General features: G+C 60.3%; 24 protein-coding genes. 14 read left to right on the forward strand and 10 right to left on the reverse strand.

From position 1 onward, the window contains the following. The first annotated feature begins 132 nt into the window (after positions 1-132). Genes ydcS through patD form a run of 5 tightly spaced genes read left to right on the forward strand, consistent with a single transcriptional unit; the run spans position 133 to position 5,499 of the window. A complete protein-coding gene (gene ydcS / locus AB8804_RS02460) occupies positions 133-1,278 on the forward strand; it encodes a putative ABC transporter substrate-binding protein YdcS (protein ID WP_371182654.1) in 1,146 nt (381 codons plus the stop codon). Between the two features lie 16 nt (positions 1,279-1,294). Beyond that, complete coding sequence (locus tag AB8804_RS02465) at positions 1,295-2,308, forward strand: ABC transporter ATP-binding protein (protein ID WP_371182656.1); 1,014 nt, start codon at positions 1,295-1,297, stop codon at positions 2,306-2,308. Positions 2,309-2,315: 7 nt separating this feature from the next. Continuing rightward, positions 2,316-3,254, forward strand: coding sequence for an ABC transporter permease (locus tag AB8804_RS02470; RefSeq protein ID WP_371182813.1), 939 nt, complete (start codon positions 2,316-2,318; stop codon positions 3,252-3,254). Beyond that, entirely contained in the window at positions 3,244-4,050 is an 807-nt protein-coding gene (locus tag AB8804_RS02475) for an ABC transporter permease (RefSeq protein ID WP_371182658.1), read from the forward strand. Before AB8804_RS02470 ends, AB8804_RS02475 begins: the two co-directional genes overlap by 11 nt. A gap of 24 nt (positions 4,051-4,074) precedes the next feature. Then, entirely contained in the window at positions 4,075-5,499 is a 1,425-nt protein-coding gene (gene patD, locus AB8804_RS02480) for an aminobutyraldehyde dehydrogenase (RefSeq protein WP_371182660.1), read from the forward strand. A 37-nt stretch (positions 5,500-5,536) separates the two neighbouring features. Here the strand turns inward: patD and AB8804_RS02485 are convergent, their stop codons facing one another. The 3 genes from AB8804_RS02485 to AB8804_RS02495 are packed head-to-tail and all read right to left on the reverse strand — an operon-like array spanning position 5,537 to position 6,428. Then, positions 5,537-5,719: a DUF1869 domain-containing protein gene (locus AB8804_RS02485; protein WP_063449914.1), complete on the reverse strand. Its 183-nt coding sequence runs from the start codon at positions 5,717-5,719 to the stop codon at positions 5,537-5,539. A 3-nt stretch (positions 5,720-5,722) separates the two neighbouring features. After that, on the reverse strand, positions 5,723-6,076 hold the full coding sequence (locus tag AB8804_RS02490) for a DUF1971 domain-containing protein (RefSeq protein ID WP_371182662.1): 354 nt from the start codon (positions 6,074-6,076) through the stop codon (positions 5,723-5,725). Between the two features lie 19 nt (positions 6,077-6,095). Beyond that, on the reverse strand, positions 6,096-6,428 hold the full coding sequence (locus AB8804_RS02495) for a DUF1971 domain-containing protein (RefSeq protein WP_112010115.1): 333 nt from the start codon (positions 6,426-6,428) through the stop codon (positions 6,096-6,098). A 245-nt stretch (positions 6,429-6,673) separates the two neighbouring features. Here AB8804_RS02495 and AB8804_RS02500 point away from each other — a divergent pair, with 245 nt between their 5' ends. Next, a complete protein-coding gene (locus AB8804_RS02500; protein ID WP_112010169.1) occupies positions 6,674-6,847 on the forward strand; it encodes a GhoT/OrtT family toxin in 174 nt (57 codons plus the stop codon). A gap of 86 nt (positions 6,848-6,933) precedes the next feature. Continuing rightward, positions 6,934-7,698: an alpha/beta fold hydrolase gene (locus AB8804_RS02505; protein WP_371182665.1), complete on the forward strand. Its 765-nt coding sequence runs from the start codon at positions 6,934-6,936 to the stop codon at positions 7,696-7,698. A 105-nt stretch (positions 7,699-7,803) separates the two neighbouring features. On the opposite strand, the gene AB8804_RS02510 is transcribed toward AB8804_RS02505, so the two are convergent. From AB8804_RS02510 to AB8804_RS02520, 3 genes are read right to left on the reverse strand one after another with little or no spacing between them, the layout of a single operon-like run. Further along, positions 7,804-9,972: a virulence factor SrfC family protein gene (locus AB8804_RS02510; RefSeq protein WP_371182667.1), complete on the reverse strand. Its 2,169-nt coding sequence runs from the start codon at positions 9,970-9,972 to the stop codon at positions 7,804-7,806. Then, entirely contained in the window at positions 9,969-12,950 is a 2,982-nt protein-coding gene (locus tag AB8804_RS02515; protein ID WP_371182670.1) for a virulence factor SrfB, read from the reverse strand. The genes AB8804_RS02510 and AB8804_RS02515 overlap by 4 nt, the downstream gene beginning before the upstream one ends. 4 nt (positions 12,951-12,954) lie before the next feature. After that, the gene (locus AB8804_RS02520; protein ID WP_371182672.1) at positions 12,955-14,316 is read right to left on the reverse strand and encodes an SrfA family protein; all 1,362 of its coding nucleotides are present in this window, start codon (positions 14,314-14,316) and stop codon (positions 12,955-12,957) included. Between the two features lie 282 nt (positions 14,317-14,598). Here AB8804_RS02520 and AB8804_RS02525 point away from each other — a divergent pair, with 282 nt between their 5' ends. Both AB8804_RS02525 and AB8804_RS02530 read left to right on the forward strand, forming a co-directional pair. Next, entirely contained in the window at positions 14,599-16,197 is a 1,599-nt protein-coding gene (locus tag AB8804_RS02525; RefSeq protein ID WP_371182674.1) for an ABC transporter substrate-binding protein, read from the forward strand. Between the two features lie 101 nt (positions 16,198-16,298). Beyond that, positions 16,299-16,532, forward strand: coding sequence for a DUF2526 family protein (locus AB8804_RS02530; RefSeq protein ID WP_371182677.1), 234 nt, complete (start codon positions 16,299-16,301; stop codon positions 16,530-16,532). Here the strand turns inward: AB8804_RS02530 and AB8804_RS02535 are convergent. Continuing rightward, positions 16,529-16,978 (reverse strand): DMT family transporter, encoded by a 450-nt coding sequence (locus AB8804_RS02535; RefSeq protein WP_371182679.1) that lies wholly within the window; start codon positions 16,976-16,978, stop codon positions 16,529-16,531. The genes AB8804_RS02530 and AB8804_RS02535 overlap by 4 nt on opposite strands. Continuing rightward, positions 16,975-17,493, reverse strand: a complete 519-nt coding sequence (locus AB8804_RS02540) for an N-acetyltransferase family protein (RefSeq protein ID WP_371182681.1) — start codon at positions 17,491-17,493, stop codon at positions 16,975-16,977. Before AB8804_RS02540 ends, AB8804_RS02535 begins: the two co-directional genes overlap by 4 nt. Positions 17,494-17,565: 72 nt before the next feature. Between AB8804_RS02540 and AB8804_RS02545 the strand changes: the two genes are divergently transcribed. From AB8804_RS02545 to AB8804_RS02555, 3 genes are all read left to right on the forward strand, one after another. Beyond that, positions 17,566-18,141, forward strand: coding sequence for a helix-turn-helix domain-containing protein (locus AB8804_RS02545; protein WP_371182684.1), 576 nt, complete (start codon positions 17,566-17,568; stop codon positions 18,139-18,141). A gap of 65 nt (positions 18,142-18,206) precedes the next feature. After that, positions 18,207-19,235 carry an NADP-dependent oxidoreductase gene (locus tag AB8804_RS02550; RefSeq protein WP_371182686.1) on the forward strand — a complete coding sequence of 343 codons (1,029 nt, stop codon included), beginning with the start codon at positions 18,207-18,209 and terminating at the stop codon, positions 19,233-19,235. A gap of 266 nt (positions 19,236-19,501) precedes the next feature. Next, entirely contained in the window at positions 19,502-20,170 is a 669-nt protein-coding gene (locus AB8804_RS02555) for a GntR family transcriptional regulator (protein ID WP_371182688.1), read from the forward strand. A 102-nt stretch (positions 20,171-20,272) separates the two neighbouring features. Here AB8804_RS02555 and pqqU read toward each other — a convergent pair whose 3' ends face one another. Continuing rightward, positions 20,273-22,387, reverse strand: a complete 2,115-nt coding sequence (gene pqqU / locus AB8804_RS02560; RefSeq protein ID WP_371182690.1) for a TonB-dependent receptor PqqU — start codon at positions 22,385-22,387, stop codon at positions 20,273-20,275. A gap of 246 nt (positions 22,388-22,633) precedes the next feature. Here pqqU and AB8804_RS02565 point away from each other — a divergent pair, with 246 nt between their 5' ends. Then, complete coding sequence (locus tag AB8804_RS02565) at positions 22,634-23,695, forward strand: YncE family protein (protein WP_371182692.1); 1,062 nt, start codon at positions 22,634-22,636, stop codon at positions 23,693-23,695. A 93-nt stretch (positions 23,696-23,788) separates the two neighbouring features. On the opposite strand, the gene ansP is transcribed toward AB8804_RS02565, so the two are convergent. After that, positions 23,789-25,285, reverse strand: coding sequence for an L-asparagine permease (gene ansP, locus AB8804_RS02570; protein ID WP_371182694.1), 1,497 nt, complete (start codon positions 25,283-25,285; stop codon positions 23,789-23,791). Positions 25,286-25,711: 426 nt separating this feature from the next. Between ansP and AB8804_RS02575 the strand changes: the two genes are divergently transcribed. Continuing rightward, entirely contained in the window at positions 25,712-26,695 is a 984-nt protein-coding gene (locus tag AB8804_RS02575; RefSeq protein WP_371182695.1) for an aldo/keto reductase, read from the forward strand.

The raw sequence follows: 26,695 nt of genomic DNA on the forward strand, positions 1-26,695 counted from the left end.
GCCCTCGGTCACACCTTGATGAAATTTCCTTGAGCCGCCCATCGCGGCGCATTGGCGCGGGCTACGTTTAATTCAGGAGATATTTTTACGGCACGGCTGCCGCCAAATTTCATTGCGACAGGAGTAAACCTAATGAGCAAAAAATTTGCCCGCAGCAGCCTGTGCGCGCTCGCCATGACGATCGTCACCGCGCACGCCGCAGAGCCCCCAAAAGCGATTGGCGACGGCGAGGGGCGGCTGGATATTATCGCCTGGCCCGGATACATCGAGCGCGGCCAGACCGACAAAAGCTACGACTGGGTCACGCAGTTTGAAAAGGAGACCGGCTGTGCGGTCAACGTTAAAACCGCCGCTACTTCGGACGAGATGGTCAGCCTGATGGCGAAGGGAGGCTACGATCTGGTCACCGCCTCGGGCGACGCCTCTCTGCGCCTGATCATGGGCAAGCGCGTTCAGCCGATTAACCCCGATCTGATCCCCAACTGGAAAACCCTCGACCCGCGCCTCGTGAAGGGCGAGTGGTTCAACGTGGGCGGTAAAGTCTACGGCACGCCGTACCAGTGGGGGCCGAACCTGCTGATGTACAACACCAAAACCTTCCCGACGCCGCCGGACAGCTGGAGCGTGGTGTTCGTTAAGCAGAACCTGCCGGACGGCAAAACCAATCAGGGGAGCGTTCAGGCCTACGACGGTCCGATTTACATTGCCGACGCCGCGCTGTTCGTTAAGGCTACCCAGCCCGCGCTCGGCATTACCGACCCGTATCAGCTCACGGAAGAACAGTACGCCGCCGTGCTGAAGGTGCTGCGCGACCAGCACGCGCTGATCCACCGCTACTGGCACGACACCACCGTTCAGATGAGCGATTTCAAAAATGAAGGCGTGGTGGCCTCCAGCGCCTGGCCGTACCAGGCGAACGCCCTGAAAGCGGAAAATCAGCCGATCGCCACCGTGTTCCCGAAAGAGGGCGTGACCGGCTGGGCGGACACCACCATGCTGCACGCCCAGGCTAAACATCCGATGTGCGCCTACAGGTGGATGAACTGGTCGCTGACGCCAAAAGTGCAGGGCGATCTGGCGGCGTGGTTCGGCTCCCTGCCGGTGGTGGCGGAAGGATGCAAGGCCAGCACCCTGCTGGGCGAGAAGGGTTGTGAAACCAACGGCTACACCTATTTCGACAAAATCATGTTCTGGAAAACGCCGATTGCGGAAGGCGGCAAGTTTGTGCCCTACAGCCGCTGGACGCAGGATTACATCGCCATCATGGGCGGGCGCTGATTGCCGGGAGCAGAGCATGACCTACGCGGTGGAGTTTTGTGACGTTTCCCGCCTGTACGGCGACGTGCGGGCGGTGGATGGGGTCACCATTGGCATTCGTGACGGGGAATTTTTCTCCATGCTGGGGCCTTCGGGCTCCGGCAAAACCACCTGCCTGCGCCTGATTGCCGGTTTCGAACGGCTTAGCTGCGGCACCATCAAGATTTTCGGCCAGGAGGCCAGCGCGCTTCCTCCGTGGGAGCGCGACGTCAACACGGTGTTCCAGGACTATGCGCTGTTTCCGCATATGTCGGTCCTCGACAATGTTGCCTACGGCCTGATGGTTAAAGGCATTGACAAGAAAACGCGCCGCGCCCGGGCGGGTGAGGCGCTGGAGAAGGTCGGCCTTGGCTTTGCCGCCGCGCGCAGGCCGTCGCAGCTGTCGGGCGGCCAGCGCCAGCGCGTGGCGATCGCCCGGGCGCTGGTCAACGAGCCGCGCGTGCTTCTGCTCGACGAGCCGCTGGGGGCGCTCGATCTCAAGCTGCGCGAGCAGATGCAGGTTGAGCTGAAAAAGCTCCAGCAGGATCTCAGCATCACCTTTATCTTCGTCACCCACGACCAGGGCGAAGCGCTCTCCATGTCCGATCGCGTCGCGGTCTTCAACAACGGCCGCATCGAGCAGGTCGATACCCCGCGCGAGCTGTATATGCGCCCGCGCACGCCGTTTGTGGCGAGCTTCGTGGGGACGTCGAACGTGTTTGACGCCGCGGTCTCGCGCAGCGTCTGCGGCATGGAGGGCATGTATTCGCTGCGCCCCGAGCATATCCGGCTTAACGAAGGCGGTGAGATTCAGGTGCAGGGGGTGATCCAGGCGGTGCAGTATCAGGGGGCGGCCACGCGCATAGAGCTCAGGCTGAGTGACGGCGCCAGGCTGCTGGTCAGCCAGGCGAATTTCACGGGCGCTCAGGCTTCGGACGTGCTGAGGCCGGGCCAGCCGGTGCAGGCGGCCTGGTCGCGCGAGGCCATGGTGCCGCTGCACGAGGAGCGCTGAGATGACAATGCGCCTTTCTTATGCGACCGCACCGCGCGGCACGCTTAGCCGCGCCAGCGCGCTGTTCTGGCGCAGGCCGTCGCTAGGGCTATTTCTTCTGCTGATTGCGCCGCTGATGTGGTTCGGCATCGTTTACCTGGGATCGCTGCTCACGCTGCTGTGGCAGGGCTTTTACACCTTCGATGACTTCACGATGTCGGTGACGCCGGACCTGACCTTCGCCAACGTGCAGGCGCTGTTTAACCCGGCCAACTACGACATCATTCTGCGCACGCTGGTGATGGCCATTGCGGTCACGATCGCCAGCGCGGTGCTGGCCTTTCCGATGGCCTGGTATATGGCACGTTACACTACCGGCAAGTGGAAGGCGTTCTTCTATATCGCCGTCATGCTGCCGATGTGGGCGAGCTATATCGTGAAAGCCTACGCGTGGACGCTGCTGCTGGCGAAGGACGGCGTGGCGCAGTGGTTTCTCAGCCATCTGGGGCTGGAGCCGATCCTGCTCTCCGTGCTCACGCTGCCCGCCGTGGGCGGCAACACGCTTTCCACCTCGGGGCTAGGGCGCTTTCTGGTGTTTGTTTACATCTGGCTGCCGTTTATGATCCTGCCCGTTCAGGCGGCGCTGGAGCGGCTGCCCGCGTCGCTGCTGCAGGCCTCTGCCGATCTCGGCGCTCGTCCGCGGCAAACCTTCCGCCATGTTGTCCTGCCGCTTGCCGTGCCGGGCATCGCGGCGGGCTCGATCTTCACCTTTTCGCTGACGCTGGGCGATTTCATCGTGCCGCAGCTGGTCGGGCCGCCAGGCTATTTCATCGGCAATATGGTTTACGCCCAGCAGGGCGCGATCGGCAACATGCCGATGGCCGCCGCGTTCACGCTGGTGCCGATTGTGCTGATCTCTCTCTATCTGGCGTTCGTGAAGCGCCTGGGAGCCTTCGATGCACTCTGATCGCGCGCCGTGGTTCCTCAAAGTCGCCGCGTGGGGCGGCGTAATTTTCCTGCACTTTCCGCTGCTGATCATCGCCATTTACGCCTTTAACACCGAGGATGCCGCCTTTAGCTTCCCGCCGCAGGGCTTCACCCTGAAGTGGTTTAGCGTGGCGGCGGGGCGCGGGGATATTATCGAATCCGTGACGTTGTCACTTAAAATCGCCGCGCTCTCGACCGCTATCGCGCTGGTGCTCGGCACGCTTGCGGCCGCCGCGCTGTGGCGAAGCTCTTTCTTCGGCAAAAACGCGATCTCGCTGCTGCTGCTGTTGCCGATTGCCCTGCCGGGCATCATCACCGGCCTGGCGCTGCTCACGGCGTTTAAAACCGTCAACCTTGAGCCGGGCTTTTTCACCATCGTTGTCGGACACGCCACCTTCTGCGTGGTGGTGGTGTTTAACAACGTCATCGCCCGGTTCAGGCGCACCTCCTGGAGCCTGGTGGAAGCGTCGATGGATCTCGGCGCAGACGGCTGGCAAACCTTCCGCTACGTGGTGCTGCCCAATCTGGGCTCCGCGCTGCTGGCGGGCGGCATGCTGGCGTTTGCGCTGTCGTTTGACGAAATCATCGTCACAACGTTTACGGCAGGTCACGAGCGCACGCTGCCGCTGTGGCTTCTGAACCAGCTGGGCCGCCCGCGCGACGTGCCCGTGACCAACGTGGTTGCCTTGCTCGTCATGCTGGTGACCACGATCCCCATTTTGGGAGCCTGGTGGCTCACCCGCGACGGCGACGCTACCGCCGGAGACGGGAAATAACCTTAATTTCAACAGGATAATGCTATGCAAACTCAACTGCTGATTAATGGTGAACTGATTGCCGGCGAAGGGGAAAAGCAGCCGGTCTATAACCCCGCCACCGGAGAGGTGCTGCTGGAGATCGCCGAGGCCAGTGCGGCGCAGGTTGATGCCGCCGTACTGGCCGCCGATCGCGCGTTCGCCGAATGGGGGCAAACCACGCCGAAAGCCCGCGCCGAATGCCTGCTGAAGCTCGCCGACGCCATAGAAGCGCATGCGGAAGACTTCGCGCGCCTGGAATCCCTTAACTGCGGCAAGCCGCTGCACTGCGCGCTGGGGGATGAAATTCCGGCGGTGGTGGACGTGTTCCGCTTCTTCGCGGGGGCGGCGCGCTGCCTGAACGGACTTGCGGCGGGGGAATATCTGGAGGGACACACGTCGATGATTCGCCGCGATCCTGTGGGCGTGGTGGCCTCTATCGCGCCGTGGAACTATCCGCTGATGATGGCGGCGTGGAAGCTCGCGCCCGCGCTGGCGGCGGGCAACTGCGTGGTGATCAAGCCGTCGGAAATCACGCCGCTGACGGCGCTCAGGCTGGCGGAGCTGGCGAAAGACATCTTCCCGGCGGGCGTGCTGAACGTGCTGTTTGGCCGGGGAAAAACCGTAGGCGATCCGCTGACCGGTCATGAAAAAGTGCGCATGGTCTCCCTGACGGGCTCGATTGCCACCGGGGAGCACATCATCGGTCACACCGCGTCGTCGATTAAGCGCACCCACATGGAGCTGGGCGGCAAAGCGCCGGTGATTGTGTTCGACGACGCGGATCTGGACGCGGTGGTGGAGGGCGTGCGCACCTTCGGCTTTTACAACGCCGGGCAGGACTGCACCGCGGCCTGCCGGATTTACGCCCAGAAGGGGATTTACGCGCAGCTGGTTGAAAAGCTGGGTGCCGCCGTCGCCAGCCTGAAGATGGGCGCGCCGGAGGATGAATCGACCGAGCTTGGCCCGCTCAGCTCCGCGGCGCACCTCTCCCGCGTCTGCAGGGCGGTCGATGACGCTAAAGCGCTGGGCCATATCCGCGTGGTCACCGGCGGCGATAAGCGAGAAGGGAGCGGCTATTACTTCCAGCCGACCCTGCTGGCGGGCGCCCGGCAGGAGGACGCGATCGTGCAGCGGGAAGTGTTTGGCCCGGTGGTGAGCGTCACCGAGTTTGAAGACGAGGCGCAGGTGCTGGCCTGGGCCAACGACTCGCAGTACGGGCTGGCGTCGTCGGTCTGGACGAAGGACGTGGGCCGCGCCCATCGGATGAGCGCGCGTTTACAGTACGGCTGCACCTGGGTGAACACGCACTTTATGCTGGTCAGCGAAATGCCGCACGGCGGAATGAAGCTGTCGGGCTACGGAAAGGATATGTCGGTTTACGGTCTGGAGGATTACACGGTCGTTCGCCACGTGATGTTCAAGCACTGATACAAAAGCCCGGCAGCCTACCTGCCGGGCAGAACGTTTACCAGCCGCAAACGTCGTGTTCATTTTCCGTGTCGTAGGCGCGCACGGTGTTCACCAGATCTTTCACCACGTCGGCGGCAACGTCCGGTATCAACAGCTCCATTGGGGCTTCCGTTTCATAATCCACCGACACGCCGTTGCTGTTATTGGTGACGGTGACGGTATAGGTTGCTTTGCCCATGGTTTACTCCTTATGCGTGTTAACCACTTTTCCAATACCCGCGCCCTGAAGCGTCACGTTCGGATCGGCAAAAAAGTCGATGTTGAAGTAGGTATCGTCGGTTAACAGCTCAATGCGGTGCCACTTCTGCGGCGGGGAAATGCCAAACGAACCGGCTTCAATCACCAGCTCAAGGTCGGGTTCGGTTGCGTCGGCGTCCGGAAAGCCAAAGTAGCGCACGGCGCCCTGCATCACGGAAAGGCGGCCATAAACGCCGGCTTTGGTGTTGTGGTGGGTGAAAAGCGCTTTCGGCGCGCTCTCTTTGTTCCAGAATGGCGTGGCGCGGGTATGAACAAAATTCTCAGGAATACGTAGCATAGGGGGTTCCTTCTTAGCGTCAGAAGCTCATAGACTTCAGCACGTCAGGTTCGACAAAAAAGTCGATATTGAACAGCGTATCGTCGGTCATCACCTCGATATGGTGCCATTTCTCAGGTGGAAAGACGCCGAAGTGACCGGCCTCGATAATCAGCTCGCTGTCGGGCTCGGGCGTAAATTGATCGGCGTAGCCTAAGTAGCGCACGGTGCCCCGCATGACGGAGAGGCGCGGGTAAACGCCGGGGCGCGTGCCCTTGTCGAGATGGCGCTGAAAAATCCCTGCGGGGGCGGTGTCTTTATTCCAGAACGGCGTGGAGCGGGTGTGAATACAGCCTTGCGGAATGCGCAACATGTCTTATCCCTCTTGAAGTCCTGCCTTATTAGACGCCTTTATCGGCGCAGCAATTTATCAAAAAGTGCATTTATTATGCATCTTATCAATAAAGGTGAGGCCGACTCCTCCAGGGATGTAACGTGAATTACCTCGTTGTTATTATCCTTGTTATTTAAGTGTTTATGATGTGACGAAAAAACTTGATCTGTATCAACATATGACGCATATTGCGCGCGGTTATTTTTTCAGCCTGGGTAATAGAAATGACGTTGTATCAAAAGATGCTGGTGTTCTACGCAATCATGGCCTTCATCTGCGCGCTTATTACCTGGTTCCTCTCAAAAGACCGCAAGCGCATCCGCTTTCTGAGCGCTTTTCTGGTCGGATCGACCTGGCCGATGAGCTTCCCCGTCGCGCTTCTGATTTCGCTTTTCTGAAGCACGCTTCCATTTTTAAACATTGAATATGGCATTCCTGACACGATAACTGTATAAATAAACAGTATCTCGTAGATGGAGTGCTTATGAACAGCTTTTATTCACAGCAGGCCGGTTGCAACGTTCGCTGGCATGATTTGCCCGGCTGCGGCGATCCCGTGGTATTCATCCACGGGTTGGGCTGCGCCTCTTCCTATGAATATCCCCGCGTCGTTCGTGACCCGCTGTTTGGCGCGCGCAGAGCGATTCTCATTGATTTACCCGGCAGCGGTTACAGCGATAAGCCCGAGCGTTACAGCTACAAAACGACTGACCAGGCGCGCGTTGTCGCGGAACTGATTCGTCATCTTCATCTGGATGCTTTCTGGTTATACGGCCACAGCATGGGCGGAAGCATTGCTATCGAGACGGCGGGGCTGCTGGCACCGCACGTGAAGGGGCTGATGGTGTCGGAACCCAATTTTCACGCGGGTGGAGGGATGTTCAGCCGGTCTATTGCGGCACAAACTGAGCAACAGTTTCTGTTGCAGGGCTATGACGCCTTGCTCAGCGCAGAAAAAACGGCGTGGGCGGGGTGTTTGCAAAGCAATGCCCCGTATGCCGTCTGGCGCGCTGCAACGAGCCTCGTGAAGGGCATTGATCCTGACTGGGAGGCGCAATTCCTCTCGCTGACTTGCCCCGTGACGTTGATTTTCGGCGAGCTTTCACTGCCTGATGGCGATGCCGAACGTCTGAAGCAAAAGGGCGTAGAGTTGAAAATTATCCCAGCCGCAGGGCATTCAATGTCGTGGGAAAATCCCGCCGCACTGGCGCAGACCTTAGCCGGGTGCATAGCGGAAAGTGGATGTTAAGCGTATCGCCCGGCGGCGCTACGCTTGCACGGGTCTTCAATGCAGTGGAATAACGGAACGTAGGCCGGGTAAGCGCAGCGCCACCCGGCAAGAAAAACAGCGACTTCAGCGTAATATCGCGCTTAGAGCCTTTCGCGCGGCGGGCTGCACGTCGTGCGGGTGCTGATAATCGATATTCTCAATAGCACGGGTGTAGAGCGCGACCAGCCAGTCGTAAACATAGCTCGTCGCCGCGTGTACCGGCTGCTCGCCCAGGCGCGTCAGGCGCGGTGACAGGCTGCTGACAATCGGCGTGACGAAGATCGCCTGGCCTTTACGCACGCGGCTGGCGGGGCGTTGCTCCACCGGCGTCTGCTCGTAGCCCAGCCAGCCAATGAAGTTCCCCATCACCGCGTGCAGCTGCGCCGCGCTGCTTTTGTCTGCCTCAACGATGCGTTGCAGCTGCTGGACCAGATCCAGCCGGTAGCTCGCCGTTACCAGAACGTCGGCAATCTGCTGGAGCGTTGCGGCGTCCAGCCCTAAACGCGCGGCGGCGGCGTCGCTGCGGCTCCACTGGCGCAGATGGTTGATCCACACGCCGTGCGCCAGCCGGGCCTTATCTTTGGTCTGCGGCGCGCCGGGCGCGTCCGCTGCGCTATCGGCAAACAGGTCAATCACGTCGGTAAACAGCCCGCTAACGTGCTCCTCGCGCGGCTGCTGGAAGGCCAGCAGCGTCTCAAACGCCTTCATCGGCGGCAGAAGCCCTTCGAGTATTTCGCCGTGGCGCGACGCGCAGCCCTGCAGGGCGCGCACCATGCTCTTGGCCTGCGCGCGTCGCGCTTCCGGCGTCTGCGTCAGGGGCGCAATCCACGGCTGCATCAGCGTGGAAAGCTCCAGACGCAGATTCGATTTCAGCGTCTGGAGCCGCTTCTGGCGCAGCGCGGGCAGCGTGGCCTGGGAAAGCCACTCGATAACGCGCTGCATGCTGTGGCTGTCCAACGCCTGCAGGGTGCCCCAGCGCGCGCCGGGATGGCCTAACAGCTGCTGTACCGCCTCATCGAGATTGCGTTTTGTGGAGAACCGCGCGTCCTGCGGGGTAATCGCCCACACCAGGCCCGGCAGGGCCGCGTCTTCCGCGGGCTGCGTTTCTCTTGCCCAGTTGAGCAGCGCTTTTGCCGTTTTGGTCGTTTGCTCCGGCCTGGCGGTGGCGTTGCAGATCACCAGCACGTCCGGCTGGAGCTGCTGGCGATAGTGCTCAAGCAGCCACTGGCTTTTGGCCTGCGCCAGCAGCGGTGCGCTGTCGTCGGTTAACGCCGGAATATCAATGATATCAACCGTGTCGAGCGCGCAGCTTTCAACGGGCAGAACCAGCTCGCGCGTCAGAAACGCCAGCACGTCCACCGGGATGCTGATGGCGTTAAGCATTTCGCCGTTGCTCAGCGGATGGAGCAGGAACGCCTGCGCGGGCGCCAGGTCTCCCTGCGTCAGGAAGCCTTCTCCCGGCAGGCCAAAATTATCGACCAGCAGGCTGAGCGGGGCGGCAAGCTCGCGCGCGTGGCTGGTCTGATGCAGCACGTGGGCCAGCTTCAGCCACTGCTGGGTCAGTTCCTGCTGCTCGCCCCACAGCAGCGACCAGACGCTGGCGCGGGTGCTGAGATCCAATGACGGCACCAGCAGCGCCAGCTGGTGCCACAGCGCGTCGTCAATCTGCTGACGTGCGGTGGGCACCGCGCTCTGCCAGAAGCGGGCAATGGTGCCAACCTCCTGCGCCGCGATCCCCGGCACGCCCTGCGGCTGGCGCAGCGCGCGCCATTTTTCCAGGCGGCTTTCTACCACCGATTTCTCAACCGGGCGGATCTGCGGGTGAAGCGCGGTGCGGGCGATAAACAGCTGCACCAGCTCGGCCTCGGTCACCAGGCTCAGTCGAAGGGGGAACGCCTCGTCGGTCACGTCGGGCTGCGCGGTGCTGAAGCGAATCGCCATGCTGGTGGCGGCGTGCCCGGGGTTGACGTGCGAGAAATAGTCGAAGGTTCGCTGCCCCAGCGCGACGTTTAGGCGTCCGCCGCCGCTCCCGCAAAGCGTCGAGAGCAGATGGGCCTTCGCCGCCTGAGCGTGTCCGTACAGGCCGATTGCGCTGCGCCCGGCAAGCGCGCGTTCGATTGCTTCCTCGCGCGCCTGTAAGGACGTCATCCGCGCCAGCAGGGCATCGGCGTCGTTATCCAGCATCGGAGCGTGCTGTCGCGTCTCGTTAATCCACCCGATCAGGGCCTGGGTGGTGGTCATCGTCGCACTCATTTCAGGTATACGCTCCCGCTGTCGATCCAGTAGTGGCTGCCGCTGTGTCGGCGATCGGCCAGAGTATTCAGTTTAAAGGTCAGGGCGTCCGGCGGCACTGGCGTGCCGTCCTGCAGCCAGGCATCGCTCAGTTCGAACGCTTCCGGACCTTCCTGCCTGCTGCCGCCGCAGAGCTTAAGCCGGACGTTCAGCACGCCGTCACCGGCGATCGCCTTCGCCAGCTCGGCGGAGTTGATGCTGAGGGTATAAAGCGGCGTGGCGGGCCAGCGGGCGTTCTCCAGCTGGCGGAAGCCGAGCGTGACGTTGCCGCGCAGCGGGAAGTGCAGGCGCGCGTCCAGCTTCGCGCCGGGCTTGTCGAGGTCGATATCCTGATACCAGACGTTTTCATCGCGCAGGGTGTTAACCGTGTTGTCGAGCACGCCCAGATAGCGAACGGTGGAGTAAGCGCCGATATCGGCCGCCTTAAAGTTGAAGCGCGGCAGGCGCAGATCCAGCGCCAGGCTGCACAGCATCGCGCCCACGGCGGCGGTGGATTTCGGATTACCGATGCGCCCCTGCTGGCTGAACGGATACCATTCATGAACCTGATATTTATCCAGCCAGACGATGCGGTTGACGGGCACCGGCTGGAGGTGGCGAATCAGGGCCTGTACGCCCGGCAGGCAGCCGGGGCGGCCGGTAATCAGCAGGATATCGCAGCCGTAGTGTGAAATGGCTTCGCACACCGCGTGCAGCGGCGCGGTCAGCGTAAACTGCCCGGCCAGCATCGCGTCCTGCATCTCGCGGAAGCTCACCTGAATAGGCACGGCGAAGAGGTCGAACGCGTCGGACCCGGCGGGCAGCGCGTGATCGATCGCCTGCTGGAGGTAGTTCATCACGTTGCGGGTCGGCCTGCCTGTCAGCAAATCGCCGAAGGTGGCGTGCAGCCCGGCAAGCGGATCGTCCACGTCGCTGGCTTCCCAGGCCGACAGGATCGCATGGCCGATCGGCATAAAGAGCTGCAGCGCGGTTTGCTGACGCAGCACCGCCTGGGTATCAATCCTTCCCGAATCGCCAAACAGCGACGCCATCAGCAGAGACGCGTCGGCAATGCCGGATTTTTGCAGCTGGGTTTGCAGCGCGGGGAGCACGTAGCGCTGGATCACGTCGAGCAGCGTGTCGTCGCCTGCCACCTTAAACCCTTCGCGGAACAGCAGCTGCGGGGTGATTTTGACGTTGTTGCCGGAGCCGTCGTCCAGCTGGTAGTGGGTGATCGCCATGTCCGTCGTGCCGCCGCCGATGTCGATAGAGGCGACGCGCAGCGCGCGGCCGGGCTGTACGCCGGGCTCGGGCTCGCGGTCCGGGCGGGCGAGGGAGGCAAAGAACGCTTCCGTCTGGCCGCCGAAGTGGGAAATGGCTTCGTTATAAAGCCAGACCAGCTGGCCGCAGCTGGCTTCGTCCCACTCCATCTGGATCTCAGGCACCGGCACCACGCTTTTTTCCTGCTGCTTGCGGGTGGCAAAATCCTCGTCCTGCGGATGCCAGCCCATCGCTTTCCAGACGATGGCAATCGCCTCGAACATGCGGCGGCGGAAGATCTCGCGCTCCTGTTTTGGCATGGCTGACGGGAGCGTCAGGATCAGCGTGCGCAGCTGGCGCGGCGAGGCCGGGAAGCCAAGACGCAGGCGGGTGGCGACGCTGTTGATCTGCCCCAGCGCCTGCGCCAGCAGCTCGCACAGCATGTGCGTCATCAGCGTGCTGCGGCTGTACTGCGGTGAGAAGACCGGCAGGCGCTCGTCCTGCGGCAGGGTAAAGAGCGGCTCGCCGTCGTCGTTCATCAGGTTCATCAGCGGGAACGCGGTCGCCAGCGGCTCGCGCTGGGTTTTGCCGTTCATCTGGCTAAAGCGCCAGTCCTGGACCACCGGCGTTTCATCCCACAGGTAGCGGCGCGGGCTGGAAATGCCGCTGTTGCCTTCGGTGCCCAGACGCTGCGTGGCCAGCTTGCGCGCCTCGTCGCCGACGCGAACGATTGAAGGCCAGACGAAGGCATCCTCGCGGCCGCTCTCCACGGAAAAGTGCTGCTTGCCGAAGCGGGCTTCCGAGAACTCGAGGCGGCTGGTAAACAGCGGTTCGTTGAGGAACTGCGGCTCGCTCAGGGAACGCACCTGAAGCTCGGCGGTCTGGCGCAGGCCGTCGTTCGCATCGCCGTGATCTTCAATAATCACGCCGCAGGTGTGGGTGTTGCCCACGTCGAGGATCAGATCGACCGGAATCGCCGGGGTGCTAAGCGTATGGGTGACAAATTTCACTTCCGGCACGGTGAGCTGCTCGCCGAGCATCGAGAGAATGTTCAGCCAGTGGGCCTGATACTCAAAGCCGCGCATCGCCTGGTGCAGCTCGCGCTCGGAGCGATGCTCAACGTCGGCGGCGTAGTGGGTGAAGGCCTCACGCAGCCAGCCGTCGATCCACGTCTGGTCGAGGAAGTTTTCCACTTCGCCGTCGCGCCAGGCGAGCGCAAAGCGGGTGCCGTTGAGAATATCGTTGGCAACCGGGGAGAGATCGCCGGCGGCATGGTCGGCAATCTGGCTATCGAGCGCCAGCGTCACGCGGTGCGTGTTGCCTGCGCCGTCCGGCGTCTCCAGCCTGCGCACCTGCACGCGGGCCCAATTGTCCGGGCCGTCGACAAAGGTGCGCGGCGGGTTAAAGCGCAGGAAGGGAACGGGAAGCCAGACGCCGTCCAGCACCGTCAGCGACTGGTGCAGCGGGATGGTGCTTTCGGGCTTCACCACTTCCGCCTGGCTACCCTCCGAGGCCGGAAGGGTGTAGCGGTTGTTAACCAGATCGTAATCCAGGCGCAGCAGCGGGCCATTGGCAGTTTTACGCACGAAGCGGCCGTTGCTGGCGGTGTCCTGAGGCGTGAGGCCAAAATCAAGAAACTGTACGCCGCTGTTGGCAATGAGCGTCACGCTCTGTTTGTAGTCGCAAAGATTTACCAGCATAGGATCAGGCACCTGCTTTCTTGAACGTCAGGGGAACGACGGTGTTGGCATCATAACGGGCGGTGCATTGCGCGATATCGCTGGTCCCGGCCCTACACGACACTTCCGGCATCGGGTAGCGCGAACCGTCCACGCAGCGCGCGTTGCCGCGGCTTTTAATCAACAGCTCGCCGCTGCTGTGCAGGCCCGAGAAGACCTCCGCGCGGCAGACAACGTTGTCGCCATGCACCACGCGGGCGGTGCCTTTGTTGTTCTGAATCTGGTAGCGCACCGACGGCGGCTTGCCGGTAATCGGATCTTTGACGTCCAGCACGGCGCGCCAGGTGCCGTTCAGGAAGCGGGTTGAGCCCGCCTTAACCTGGCCCGCGTCCATCACCATCGCATCTTTGGGGATCGCGGCAATCACCACCGGTTCCGCCGAAGGCTCCGGCGCTTTCGCTTTCGGCTCAACCACCTCGGCCTTGTGCAGCGGCAGCGTCATCGCCAACTGCTCGACCGCCTTAACGGGCTGGGGCGCAATCGCCACCGGCGCGGCGACGGCGACGGGCGCGGATTCAGCAGAAGGGGCGTCCTTAGGCCACAGCAGCGGGGCGGCTACCGCGGCGACGATGACGGCAGCAGCGGGCAGCGCCCACAGCGCCACGCGGCGTTTTTTAGCGGCCACCGCGGGCGCTGGCGCGTCTGCCGGTTCGGCTATCGTCGGGGCCGGTGCGGGCAGCGGCTCGGGCGTATAAAGGTCGTCCACGGTAATGCGTACCGAGGCCGCAGGCGTCGCGGGGGCGATGAGCGGCTCATCGCTTTTTTCGAAGGTAACGGTGGGTTCCGGCTCGGGCGCAGGCTCCGGTTCAGGCGCTTCGATAACCACGAGCGCAGGCTCGGGGATCAGCGATTCGCGCAGGCAGTTCAGGACGTCGTCGCGCGCGCTCTCGTTGAGATTCACAAAGCCCCAGAAGCAGAGAACGGGCTTGCCATCCACCAGGTACAGGAAGTTTTCGCCGGGGAACTGGAATGCTTTTGAGAGCAGCGAGCCAAACAGCTGCTGCGAGGTTTTCGGGGACTGAAGACACTTTTTACTAAGCGATTCAACGCTGGCGAGGGTATTTTCCAGATAGCTCAGGGCGCGATAGCGCGCGTCTTCGTCAGCGGCTTTCCAGGTGCTGACCTGACCGTCCACGGGAGAGTACCAGTCAACGCGATCGGCGCCGTCGTTCACCTGTGGAATGGCCAGGCAATCGACGATTGCCTGCTGTTTGCGCAGCCGGAGAGCCTCGCGGATTTGCAGTGCTGATTCAAAAACGGCCTGTCCGCCGCCGCCAACGGCCTGAAAATCATCCAGATTACCGCTTCGTAAAAGTGTTTTTGCCACGATCTGTTCCCATAGACTTCTTCACGACGTTACTTTAACGAAACCGGGAGGCAAACAAATGGATGAAGAGACGTACAAATCGCCGATTTCTTAGGGCATAGATCCTGACGGTTGTGCTTGACGCATAACGGCACTTAAGGCAAATCGACGTTTGCGCGCGGGTGGAAAAATCAGCGGAAAATGCGTCTTTAGAATAACCTGATAGTGTTTCGTTATTTGCCAGGGCAAAACGGCTGTGCTGTTATTACCTTGCTGAATAATAAAACCGAAAGGGTTATAACCATGTCTACAGGGAAAACGCTGCTCGCGCTTGCGCTGAGCACACTTCTACCGGCAAGCGCTGCGATGGCAGCAAACAACGACACTCTCATTTACTGCTCTGAAGCCTCGCCTGAATCCTTCAACCCACAAATCGCCAGCTCCGGCCCGTCGTTCGTGGCCAGCTCGCAGGTGCTCTATAACCGGCTGATCAACTTTGAACCGGTGAAAAATACGCCGGTTCCGTCGCTGGCTGAATCCTGGACCATTTCGCCGGACGGCAAAACCTATACCTTTGCGCTGCGCAAAGGGGTGAAATTCAACAGCAATAAATTCTTCAAGCCGACGCGTGATTTTAACGCCGACGACGTTATTTTCTCCGTGATGCGTCAGAAAGACCCTAAGCATCCGTACCACGCCGTTTCGCAGGGCAATTACGAGTATTTTAACGACGTAGGTCTCGACAAGCTGATTCAGGACGTGAAGAAGATCGACGATTATCACGTCCAGTTCACGCTCAGCGAACCGAACGCTGCGTTCCTGGCGGACTGGGGGATGGATTTTGCCTCCATTCTGTCGGCGGAATACGGCGACGCGATGCTGAAAAAGGGCACGCCTGAGAACGTCGATACCTGGCCAATCGGCACCGGCCCGTACGTGCTTCAGCAGTACAAGGTGGACTCGCTGATTCGCTACGTGGCCAACCCGAACTACTGGGACGGCGAGGTGCCGACGAAGCACCTGATCTTCTCCATCACGCCAAACGTGGAGACGCGGCTGGCGAAGCTGCAAACCAACGAATGCCAGATTATCCCCGCACCGTCGCCAATCCAGTTTGACGTTATCAAGAAAAACAAGGATCTGACGCTGCACTCCGTCGACGCGCTTAACGTTGGCTATCTGGCGTTCAACACCGAGAAAAAGCCGTTTGATAACGTGCTGGTGCGCCAGGCGCTGAACTATGCCACCGACAAAAAGGCCATCGTGAACGCGGTGTTTATGGGCTCCGGCACGGTGGCGAAATCCCCGATCCCGCCGAACATGCTGGGCTTTAACAAAGAGCTTAAAGACTACGAATACGATCCGGAAAAAGCGAAAGCGCTGCTGAAGCAGGCGGGGCTGGAGAAGGGCGCGGAAGTGACCCTGTGGTCGATGCCGGTCCAGCGGCCGTATAACCCTAACTCGCGCCGCATCGCGGAGATGATCCAGAGCGACTGGGCGAAGGTGGGCGTGAAGGCGAAAATCGTGTCGTACGAGTGGGGCGAATATCTCTCCGGCATGCGCAAGGGCGAGCACGACTCCGCGCTGTTTGGCTGGATGTCCGACAACGGCGACCCGGATAACTTTGCCGACGTGCTGCTGGGCTGCGACAGCATTAAAACCGGCTCGAACGCCGCGCGCTGGTGCGATAAAGGGTATGATGAGCGGGTGAAAAAAGCGAAGCTGACCAGCACGCCAGCGGATCGCGCGAAGCTGTACGGGCAGGCGCAGGAGATTTTCTACCAGCAGGCCCCGTGGATCGCCCTGGCGAACGGCAAAACGTTCTATGCCACGCGCAGCAACGTGTCGGGCTATAGCGTAAGCCTGATGGGCAGCGATTTCTCGAAAGCAAAGCTGAATTAGGTCTTTTATAGCCGGGTGGCGGCTCCGCCTTACCCGGCCTACATTTGGCACCCGTAGGCCCGGTAGGCGCAGCGCCACCGGGCACACAATAAGGAGTGACAATGTCACATTTAAGCGAAGTTATAAGCCGCGTCGATGCCGCCATCGACGAGAGCGTGATTAGCTACATGAATGAACTGCTGATTGAGTTAAGCGACGACGGAGAGCTGAGCCGCGACGAGCGATACGTCCAGCAGCAGCGCCTGCGCAACGCGATTTCCCATCACGGAAAGCATCACAGGGAAGAAGAGGAGGCGCGCCACGAGCAGCTGACGAAGGGCGGCACGATCCTCTAAAACTGCCTGCGCGCCACCAGCCAGGCACCTACCACCAGCATCACCGCGCCGCAAACGGGGCCAACCAGCGCGCGCAGGGGAATGCCGTGGCTTCTGAGAATATCCAGCGCCAGCCCGCCGATCAGCTGGCTGGCGACCAGCACGGCGATCGTGGTGGCCGCGCCCACGTTTTGATATCCGCTGATGCTGGCAAACACGAAAAACGAGCCCAGCAGCCCCGGGATCAGCGTCCACCAGCGCACCGTGGACGCCAGCTCGTGGAAGCCGCTAACCCCCTGCTTGATGAACAGAATGCTGACGAACAGCACGATGCCCACCAGCGAATTGAGCAGCATCGCGATCAGGATCGTCGACGAGGACTGGGTAATGCGCACCATCAGCGTGTTTTGCACCACCAGGCCAACGCCCGCGGCGACGAGAAACGCCAGGGTTAACGACTGATTCATGGCCGGGCGTCCGGCTCGCTGCGATCGTCAAGCTGCAGCTGCATGAAGGTTAAATCCAGCCAGCGGCCGAACTTGGTGCCGACCTGCGGCATCTGCCCGGTGGTGACAAAGCCGAGCGTTTCATGCAGGTGAATAGAGGCGCGGTTTTGCGTTTCGATCCCGGCGACCATGACGTGCTTGCCCGCCCGGCGCGCCTCAACAATCAGCGCGTTCATCAGCTGCCTGCCGATGCCTTTGCCCTGATGGTCTGGGTGAACATAGACCGAGTGCTCAACCGTATGGCGAAAGCCGTCAAACGCGCGCCAGTCGCCAAAGGAGGCGTATCCGGTTATCGCGCCAGCTTCCTCGCACACCAGCACCGGGAAGCCGACGTGCGTCCGCGCTTCAAACCAGGCGATGCGGTTATCGGTATCGACGGTTTTATCGTTCCAGATAGCCGCGGTGTGGAGCACCGCGTGGTTGTATATTTCACCGATGGCGGCGCAATCTTCTTTACTGGCATGACGGATAATCATCGCTAACCTCTGGCTGTGTTGTTCACTATAGTATTACGCATCTGTCACGATATTGCACTATAGTGTAGCGCTATGAATACGATAATCGACACCATGAACCAGCGGATCAGCGCCCGCATCCGCATTGAGCGCGAGTCGCGCGGCTGGTCCTTAAGCGAGCTGGCCGAGCGGGCGGGCGTCTCGCGCGCCATGATCCACAAGATTGAGCGCGGGGACAGCAGCCCGACGGCGACGCTGCTCGCCAGGCTATCCGGCGCGTTTGGCATTAGCATGTCGACGCTGATCGCCCGCGCGGAAATGCAGGAGGGAAAACTGCTGCGGCGGGAGAACCAGCCCGTCTGGCGCGATCCGCAGTCGCACTACCTGCGTCGCCACGTTTCCCCGCGCACCGATCTGCCTATCGACCTCGTACAAATCGAGCTTCCGCCCGGCAGCGACGTGCCGATGCCGGCTTCGTCCTATGCGCTGGCGCGCCAGCTGATCTGGCTGCAGTCCGGCGAGCTGGTATTTCAGGAGGGCGAAACCCGCCACGAGATGCAGGCCGGGGATTGCCTTGAGCTGGGGCCGCCCAACGACTGCCGGTTTATCAATCAAACGGATGCCCCGTGCGTCTATCTGGTGGTGAGGCTTAACCAGTCCGGCTCGTAATGCTAAAGCACTTTGCGTGATAAATGACTAGGCTCTAAGGACATTTGCACGTAAAGGAGCGAACTATGAGTCAATCTTCCACGCAAAACCGCCGCTGGGTCCTGGCCTCGCGTCCGCACGGCGCCCCGGTGGCGGATAACTTTCGTCTTGAAGAGCAGCTGATCCCCACGCCCGCAGAGGGGCAGGTGCTGCTGCGCACGATGTGGCTGTCGCTCGACCCGTACATGCGCGGCCGGATGAGCGATGAGCCATCCTACTCGCCGCCAGTTGAGCTGGGCGCGGTGATGGTGGGCGGAACGGTCAGCCGGGTCGAAACGTCTCATCATCCCGATTTTAAGGAAGGCGAGTGGGTGCTGGGCTACAGCGGCTGGCAGGATTACGATCTCTCTGACGGCAGCGGGCTGGTCAAACTGGGCGACAACCCCGCGCATCCGTCCTGGGCGCTGGGCATTCTCGGGATGCCGGGCTTTACCGCCTACATGGGGCTGCTGGATATCGGCCAGCCGAAAGCGGGCGAGACGCTGGTCGTGGCGGCCGCGACCGGCCCGGTTGGCGCCACGGTTGGGCAGATCGGTAAGATTAAGGGCTGCCGGGTTGTCGGCGTCGCGGGAGGCGAAGAGAAGTGCCGCCATGCCGTCGAGGTGCTGGGCTTTGATGCCTGCATCGATCATCGCGCTGAGGATTTTGCTGCGCAGCTGGCCGACGCCTGCCCGCACGGTATTGATGTCTACTATGAGAACGTCGGCGGCAAGGTCTTTGACGCCGTGCTGCCGCTGCTGAACACCTCCGCGCGCGTTCCGGTATGCGGGCTGGTTAGCGGATATAATGCGACGGGCCTGCCGGACGGCCCGGACCGCCTGCCGCTCCTGATGGCAACCCTCCTGAAAAAGCGCATTCGCATGCAGGGCTTTATCATTGGCCAGGACTATGGGCACCGCATCGGCGAGTTCCAGAAGGAGATGGGGAGCTGGGTAAACGAAGGCAAAATCCACTATCGTGAACAGGTCACCGATGGGCTTGAGAAGGCCCCGGAGACGCTGATCGGCCTGCTTGAAGGGAAGAACTTCGGCAAGGTCGTGATCCGGGTCGCGTAGTACAGGTATTACATCCGTTAATGACTGGTATTGTTATATATTATGGCGAGAAGCGTCGCCATAATATATTCTATTCTCTGTCGGTAACGTACTTCTGGCGTAAAAAAGACCGAATGCCAAACAGGCAGTTTGGTAGCAGGAATAAAAATAATAGTGTCACTCTGAATTTTGATTCCAGGCATAAGAACAAACTTCATATTTCATGTTTTAGTGTTAATAACACTGAAATAGATAACCGCGTCTTGATTGAGTAACAGGAAATAAACATGCTTGATTTAGAAAATTTAGAAAAAGCACAACGCGTCAGCCTGACTATGCAAGTTGAACTCAGCCTGAAAGGGGCATTAATTACCGGTTCACTCAAGCCAGGCGCACGACTGATTACCAAAGAAATCGCAGATAAATTAGGAACCAGTATTACACCGGTCCGTGAAGCGCTGCTGCGACTGGTTTCCGCAGGGGCGTTGCAGGCAACGCCTGCACAGGCATTCCTGGTACCGGAAATTACCATCGAACGCTACAACGAAATTAACCACATCCGAAAACAGCTTGAGCCGATGGCCGTCGCCGCAGCCTGCCTGCGCATTACGGACAGCAAGCTCGACGCGCTGCGCGAGCTGGCCGCCAGTTTTGCCGATGCCCTGGAAAAGGGAAGCATTCAGAATGCGTTGAACGCTGAACGTATTTTCCGCTTCACCCTGTATCAATATGCTGAAATGCCAACCCTTAGCGCGCTGATTGAGCAGCTTTGGATCCGCGTTGGGCCTTGCACCAATTATTTGCACAGAGAGCGGCAGGATATTGCATGTCTTATTTCTCATTATGAGAAATTACTTTCTGCCCTGAAGGAACGCGATGTAGAGGCCAGCCAAAAGGCCATCGATACCTTAATCGATCAATCTGGCGCCATTTTGCAGCGCCAATATTTGAACTAATAACGCGTTGCGTCGGTAATTATTTTTTTAGACCCTGCTGTTGAATATTATGTTACCCGCCATTGGGAAGCTCCCGGCAGCGTAATGCCGCCGGGAGACGTCTTATTCGAAGCGATAAGACACCGACATCCCTACGCCATAGTTGCGGCCCGGCGCAGGCTCGTAATACCGTCCGTTTGATTCATTGACGATAACCGAACCGGCATAATCTTTGTCGAACAGGTTATCCACCCGTCCAAACACGTCCATTCCCCAGTTACCGTAATTGAATTTATAGCCCGTATTGAGGCCCACTACGGTATACGACGGCGCTTTTGCCGTGTTTTCGTCGTTTGCCATAATGTCGCTCATGTAGCGCACGTCCGTTCCGGCGTACCAGCCTTCATCCGGCTGCCAGCCGAATGATGCAAAGCCCATGTTGCGCGCGATGCCCGGCATGCGGTTGCCGTCGCAGTCTGACGTGCGGCAAACGTTCGAACGGTAGGTCGCGTCCAGATAGGTCCACGCCATCTTCAGCTTCCAGCTTTCGGCAAACTGCTGGTCAAGCGAGACTTCCACGCCCTGACGACGCGTTTTACCGGCGTTTTTATAGCTGGTTCGGCCACCCGAGCTGGCGTCCACCACGATCTCGTCGTCGGTATCGGTGCGGAATAGCGCAGCCGTGAACAGGCCGTTGCCAATGCGGGTTTTACTGCCCACCTCGTAGGTATTATTCGTCGAGGGCTTAAGGCCAATGTTCAGCCCGCCGCGATCGTCAGCGCGGTAGGAGAGCTCGTTAATGGTTGGCGTTTCAAACCCGCGCCCGGCGGCCGCATAAAGATTCCACGCGTCCGTCACCGCGTACTTTACGGCACCGGCCGGGAGCCATTTGTGGTAGCTCGCGTCGCCGCTGTCGTCGCCGTTGCCCGGCGTCACATAGTGGTCGTTCGAGTCGAACCAGACGGAGCTGTAGCGAACGCCCGCATCCACGGACAGCTTCTGCGTCAGCTGCCAGCGGGTTTGCAGGTAGGGATCGACGTTCCACATCAGGTTGCGCTCGTTGCGGCGCTTGTCGCCCTTCACGCCATACTCCGGCACGCCGCCGTTCATAACGAAGTTTTCATACCCGCGGCGGTCTTCGCTCATGGTTTCGTAGTTCAGGCCGGTGGTAAACGTTACCGGCACCAGCAGCTCGCCGCGGTGGGTCCAGCGGGTATCGATGCCCTGGTAGTGGCGCTGCATGTCGATCACGCCGCCGGAGTGGGTAGGCTTGAGCTGCGGCTGATACGGAATCGACTGGTACTGGGTCATTTCGCGCTCGCCGGCGTACATCATGACGCTCATGTCGTCCTGCTCGCTAAGCTGGCGATCGTAGCGCAGCCCGGCCTGCGTCTGCTTAATGGTCTTGCGGGTGTTGTACTGCTCCGCGCGCGGCGACTGGCGCGGGTTGTCCTGCCACTCCTGATAGGTCAGCCCGCCGGGATCGTTGGCCTTCATGTCCACGCTGTTGAAGATCAGCGTCAGCTTGCTGGCGTCATCGATGCGCACGCCCAGCTTCGCGTTGGCGAGGTTTTTCCGCGCGCCGCTGTGGTCGCGGTAGCCTTTGGTGGTGAAGCGGGTGGTAGAGACGGTGTAATCCACGTCGCCCGCGTGGGTGCCGTCACCCATTGCGCCCGTCGCCTTCATGCCGTAGCGCCAGGTGCCGTAGCTGCCGTAATAGCTGCTGGCCTCAACGGTGGGCGGCTGTTTGCCGGTCTCGGTAGCAATGTTGATCACGCCGCCGGAGGCGTTCCCGTAAAGGGCAGAGAAGGGGCCGCGCAGGACTTCCACGCTCTCCACGCTGGAGAGATCGATGTTGGAGGTCTGGCCCTGGCCGTCCGGCATGGTGGCGGGGATCCCGTCCACGTACATGCGAATACCGCGCACGCCAAAGGTTGAGCGTGCGCCAAATCCGCGCATCGACAGCTGGAGATCCTGGGCGTAGTTCTGTCGATTTTGAACCTGCAGCCCCGGAACGCTGCCCAGCGATTCGGACAGGTTAATGCGCGGCTCGGCCTGGCGCATATCGTCGCCCTGCACGACGCTGACGGCCGCGGGCGTATCAAGCTCGGAAACCGTCTGCGGCGCGGCGCTTACGATCATCGTTTGTTCTTCAGCACCCACCGCAGCGAGCGGGGCCATGATGCAGGGAACCAGCAGCAGGGGAAGCGTGGCCCTACGGGCAGATATGATTTTCATGAAGAGATCCAGCCATGGAATGAAACGAACCAAATGGAACATGTGCATACATGTTAAAGGTTTTGTAAAAGTTTTGAAAACTATAACCGCACATTGCGTTAATGCCAGAAGCGGTTGAAAAAGAAAACTCCACTTTCACGGCATTAATGATTACTATTCTCATCAAAAGAGAAACGGCAAAGCCACGACTTTGCCTGCTGGAAGCGATGTCGGCAGCACTCACCCTGATTAAAAAAAGGAATTGGTATGTCTTTACGTCAACGGTACACGCCGCGCCTGCGGGGCTCCCTGCTGTTAGGTTCATTGCTCTTTGCGGGGGCATTCCATGCCCACGCGGCGGAAGAGGTCCTGCGCAAGGCGGTGGGGAAAGGGGCTTATGAATTGGCCGTTAGCCAGCAGGAAAACGCGCTTTGGGTGGCTACGTCTCAAAGCCGCAAGCTCGACAAGGGCGGCGTTGTCTACCGTCTCGATCCGGTCTCGCTGGAAGTGACCCAGGCAATTCATAACGATCTGAAGCCGTTTGGCGTCACCTTTGATAAAGCCAGCCAGACGCTGTGGCTCGGCAACACCACCAGCAGCGCGGTAACCGCAATGGATGCGAAAACCGGCGACGTGAAGGGCCGCCTGGTGCTGGACGATCGCAAGCGTAGCGAAACCGTTAAGCCGCTGCAGCCGCGCCAGCTGGTGGCCGATGACGCCACCAACACCGTCTACATCACAGGGGTCGGCAATGAAAGCGTGATTTGGGTGGTGGACGGCGCGACGGTAAAACTCAAGAACACCATCAGCAAGACCGGGAAGTACAGCACCGGGCTGGCGCTGGATCCGCAGGCTAAACGCCTGTACACCACCAACGCCGACGGCGAGCTGCTGACCATCGATACCGCCAGCAACAAGATCCTGACGCGCAAGAAGCTGCAGGACGACGGTAAAGAGCATTTCTACCTGAACCTGAGCCTGGACACCGCCGGGCAGCGCGCGTTTATCACCGATTCAAAACAGCCGGAAGTGCTGGTTGTCAGCCTGAAGGACGGCAGCGTGATGGAAAAAATCGCCGCGCCGGAATCGCTGGCCGTGCTGTTTAACCCGGCGCGCAACGAAGTTTACGTGACCCACCGCGAGGCGGGCAAGGTGAGCATTATCGACGCGAAAACCTACAAAGTGACTCGCACCATCGATGCGCCCGTTTATCCAAACAGCCTGGCGCTCTCTGCGGATGGCAAAACGCTGTACGTGACGGTGAAGCAGAAATCGACGCGCCAGCAGGAAGCGACCCAGCCGGACGAGGTGATGCGCATCGCGCTGTAAAGAGGGGAACTGCCCGGCGGCGCAGTGGTTGCCGGGCACGCAGAAGAGTGAAACATAGGCCGGGTATGGCGAAGCCGCCACCCGGCTTTTTTATTAACGCGACGTCTCTTCCACGAGCGGAGCGCCCTTGCCGTCATCATCATGATGAACCGGCGCGGTGCTGTGGATCTCATTCACGCGCTTGCGCACGCCGAACCAGCCCGCGATCAGCAGTACCGCCAGCAGCGGAATCGTCGCGATGGTGTAGGTACCGTTCGGGTAATCAAACGCCATCAGCACCAGCACGCTGAACAGGAACAGCAGGGTCAGCCATGAGGTCACCGGCGCGCCCGGCAGCTTAAAGCTTACCTCGGCGGCTTTACCTTCCTTGATCGCCTTGCGCAGGCGCATCTGGCAAACCACGATAAAGGCCCAGGAGGCGATTATGCCCAGCGCGGCGACGTTCAGCACGATCTCAAACACCTGAGACGGCACCAGATAGTTCAGGAACACGCCAAAGACGTAAACGACCAGCGTGGCGAGGATGCCCGCATACGGAACCTGCTGCTTGCTCATCTTCGACATGAACTTCGGCGCAGAACCGCCCATCGACATGGAGCGCAGGATACGCCCGGTGGAGTAGAGGCCGGAGTTCAGGCTGGAGAGGGCGGCGGTCAGAACCACGATGTTCATGATGCTGCCAACGTAAGGCACGCCGAGCTTCGAGAAGAAGGTCACGAACGGGCTTTGACCCGCCTGATACGCATTCCACGGCAGGAGCAGCACCAGCAGCACCACGGAGCCGACGTAGAACAGGCCGATACGCCAGATCACGCTGTTAATCGCTTTTGGCACCATGGTCTGCGGATCTTTGCATTCGCCCGCCGCGGTGCCGACCAGCTCAATAGAGGCAAAGGCGAAGACCACGCCCTGAACCAGCACCAGCGCAGGCAGCAGGCCGTGCGGGAAGAGGCCGCCGTTGTCGGTTATCAGGTGGAAGCCGGTGGCGTTGCCGTCGAGCGGCTTACCGCTGCCGAGGAACACCGTACCGACGACGAGGAAAATCACAATCGCCAGCACTTTTACCAGCGCAAACCAGAACTCCATCTCGGCGAACCACTTCACGCCGATCATGTTCATGGTCCCGACGATGGCCAGCGCGCCGAGGGCAAACACCCACTGCGGCACATCGCCAAACGCGCCCCAATAGTGCATGTACAGCGCCACGGCGGTGATGTCGACAATGCCGGTCATCGCCCAGTTAACGAAGTACATCCAGCCTGCAACGTAGGCCGCTTTTTCGCCGAGAAACTCGCGGGCGTAGGAGACGAAGCTGCCGCTGGAAGGGCGGTGTAAAACCAGCTCGCCCAGCGCGCGAAGGATGAAGAAGGAGAAGATCCCGCACACCAGATAGACCAGGGCGAGAGCAGGGCCTGCCATCTGCAGGCGAGCGCCCGCGCCGAGAAACAGACCTGTACCGATAGCGCCGCCGATGGCAATCATCTGGACCTGGCGGTTGCCCATCGCTTTGTGGTAGCCCTCTTCATGGGAGTTCAACCAGCGACGTTTCGCAGCGTGATGATCGGCCGCGCTTTTATTGCTTGTTTTCATTGAGTTACCTGTTTGCCTGTCTGAACCATTATTGTGATAGTCGTACCTGGCATGCGGCGAAACAAACGATTGCCTCTGCGCAGGCACATGCTGCCTTTCCAGTCATTCTGCGTATGGATAAGGCGAAACATGGCGTCGCATCCTACCTGCAATTGATAAGCGACGCAAAATATAACCGTGGTGAAAGTGATACGCGTCGAAGTTAATCGTGTGGTCAGAGCAGACGGCGATCGCAAGGCGCTGAATCGCGGCAACATTGTAGATAAAATGACCTGTAGGCTGGCGATTTAATCATCAGTTATGCTTAAGCGTTTAGCCCTGGTATTGATGAACTGGATTCATAAGGACAAGCGGTTTTGCGCTGTAGTGTTCATAAGCAAACGCGCCTAAAGTCATTCCACCAGAGACATCATCATGAGGTGGACAATGCAACAGAGACGATTAGGCAAAAACGGACCCGACGTGTCAGCGCTCGGCCTGGGCTGCATGGGGCTAAGCCACGGCTACGGCCCGGCAACGGATAAACAGCAGGCTATCGCGCTTATCCGCGCGGCGGTCGATCGGGGAGTCACCTTTTTCGATACGGCGGAAGTGTACGGTCCCTACCTGAATGAAGAGGTGGTCGGCGAGGCGCTGGCACCGGTGCGCGACAGGGTGACCATCGCCACCAAGTTTGGGTTTGACTGCGATAAGCCGGGGCAGGTGATCAACAGCCGTCCGGCGCATATACGCGCAGCGGTGGAAGGGTCGCTGGCGCGCCTGAAAACGGACGTTATCGATCTTTACTATCAGCACCGCGTGGATCCGGACGTGCCAATGGAGGACGTGGCGGGAACGGTCGCGGATCTTATTGCCGAAGGGAAGGTGAAGCACTTTGGCCTCTCCGAAGCGGGGCCGGACTCCATCCGACGCGCCCATGGGGTTTGCCCGGTTGCGGCGTTGCAGAGTGAATATTCGCTCTGGTGGCGTCAGCCGGAGCAGCAGATCCTGCCGCAGCTGGAGGAGTTAGGCATCGGCCTGGTGCCGTTCAGCCCGCTAGGCAAGGGCTTCCTGACCGGCGCGATTGACGCCAGCACAACCTTCGACAGCAGCGATTTTCGCAACGTCGTCCCGCGCTTTAGCGAAGCGTCGCGGCAGGCAAACCAGGCGCTGGTTGAGACGGTTAAGCGTCTTGCCGCGGAGCAGGGCGTAACCCCTGCGCAAATCGCCCTCGCGTGGCTGCTGGCGAAAGCGCCGTGGATTGTGCCCATTCCCGGCACCACCAAGCTGCACCGTCTGGATGAAAACCTCGGCGCGGTTAACGTGACGTTGTCACAAACGGAGATGAGCCACATCAACCAGGCGCTGGCGGCCGTTGACGTTGTCGGCGAACGCTATCCGGCGCACCTGCAGGCGCGGGTCGGGAAATAA

It is taken from the genome of Enterobacter sp. KBR-315C3_2022 (assembly GCF_041399425.1).
Lineage (GTDB): Bacteria > Pseudomonadota > Gammaproteobacteria > Enterobacterales > Enterobacteriaceae > Enterobacter.

Excerpts from the sequence above, each read along its gene's own strand:
- AB8804_RS02465 (WP_371182656.1), top strand. The coding sequence starts at position 1,295 with ATGACCTACGCGGTGGAGTTTTGTGACGTTTCCCGCCTGTACGGCGAC.
- ydcS (WP_371182654.1), top strand. The coding sequence starts at position 133 with ATGAGCAAAAAATTTGCCCGCAGCAGCCTGTGCGCGCTCGCCATGACG.
- patD (WP_371182660.1), top strand. The coding sequence starts at position 4,075 with ATGCAAACTCAACTGCTGATTAATGGTGAACTGATTGCCGGCGAAGGG.
- AB8804_RS02555 (WP_371182688.1), top strand. The coding sequence starts at position 19,502 with ATGCTTGATTTAGAAAATTTAGAAAAAGCACAACGCGTCAGCCTGACT.
- AB8804_RS02535 (WP_371182679.1), bottom strand. The coding sequence starts at position 16,978 with ATGAATCAGTCGTTAACCCTGGCGTTTCTCGTCGCCGCGGGCGTTGGC.
- AB8804_RS02565 (WP_371182692.1), top strand. The coding sequence starts at position 22,634 with ATGTCTTTACGTCAACGGTACACGCCGCGCCTGCGGGGCTCCCTGCTG.
- AB8804_RS02525 (WP_371182674.1), top strand. The coding sequence starts at position 14,599 with ATGTCTACAGGGAAAACGCTGCTCGCGCTTGCGCTGAGCACACTTCTA.
- AB8804_RS02575 (WP_371182695.1), top strand. The coding sequence starts at position 25,712 with ATGCAACAGAGACGATTAGGCAAAAACGGACCCGACGTGTCAGCGCTC.
- AB8804_RS02475 (WP_371182658.1), top strand. The coding sequence starts at position 3,244 with ATGCACTCTGATCGCGCGCCGTGGTTCCTCAAAGTCGCCGCGTGGGGC.
- AB8804_RS02545 (WP_371182684.1), top strand. The coding sequence starts at position 17,566 with ATGAATACGATAATCGACACCATGAACCAGCGGATCAGCGCCCGCATC.
- pqqU (WP_371182690.1), bottom strand. The coding sequence starts at position 22,387 with ATGAAAATCATATCTGCCCGTAGGGCCACGCTTCCCCTGCTGCTGGTT.
- AB8804_RS02470 (WP_371182813.1), top strand. The coding sequence starts at position 2,316 with ATGCGCCTTTCTTATGCGACCGCACCGCGCGGCACGCTTAGCCGCGCC.
- AB8804_RS02550 (WP_371182686.1), top strand. The coding sequence starts at position 18,207 with ATGAGTCAATCTTCCACGCAAAACCGCCGCTGGGTCCTGGCCTCGCGT.
- AB8804_RS02530 (WP_371182677.1), top strand. The coding sequence starts at position 16,299 with ATGTCACATTTAAGCGAAGTTATAAGCCGCGTCGATGCCGCCATCGAC.
- AB8804_RS02515 (WP_371182670.1), bottom strand. The coding sequence starts at position 12,950 with ATGCTGGTAAATCTTTGCGACTACAAACAGAGCGTGACGCTCATTGCC.
- ansP (WP_371182694.1), bottom strand. The coding sequence starts at position 25,285 with ATGAAAACAAGCAATAAAAGCGCGGCCGATCATCACGCTGCGAAACGT.
- AB8804_RS02485 (WP_063449914.1), bottom strand. The coding sequence starts at position 5,719 with ATGGGCAAAGCAACCTATACCGTCACCGTCACCAATAACAGCAACGGC.
- AB8804_RS02510 (WP_371182667.1), bottom strand. The coding sequence starts at position 9,972 with ATGAGTGCGACGATGACCACCACCCAGGCCCTGATCGGGTGGATTAAC.
- AB8804_RS02490 (WP_371182662.1), bottom strand. The coding sequence starts at position 6,076 with ATGCTACGTATTCCTGAGAATTTTGTTCATACCCGCGCCACGCCATTC.
- AB8804_RS02505 (WP_371182665.1), top strand. The coding sequence starts at position 6,934 with ATGAACAGCTTTTATTCACAGCAGGCCGGTTGCAACGTTCGCTGGCAT.
- AB8804_RS02540 (WP_371182681.1), bottom strand. The coding sequence starts at position 17,493 with ATGATTATCCGTCATGCCAGTAAAGAAGATTGCGCCGCCATCGGTGAA.
- AB8804_RS02500 (WP_112010169.1), top strand. The coding sequence starts at position 6,674 with ATGACGTTGTATCAAAAGATGCTGGTGTTCTACGCAATCATGGCCTTC.
- AB8804_RS02495 (WP_112010115.1), bottom strand. The coding sequence starts at position 6,428 with ATGTTGCGCATTCCGCAAGGCTGTATTCACACCCGCTCCACGCCGTTC.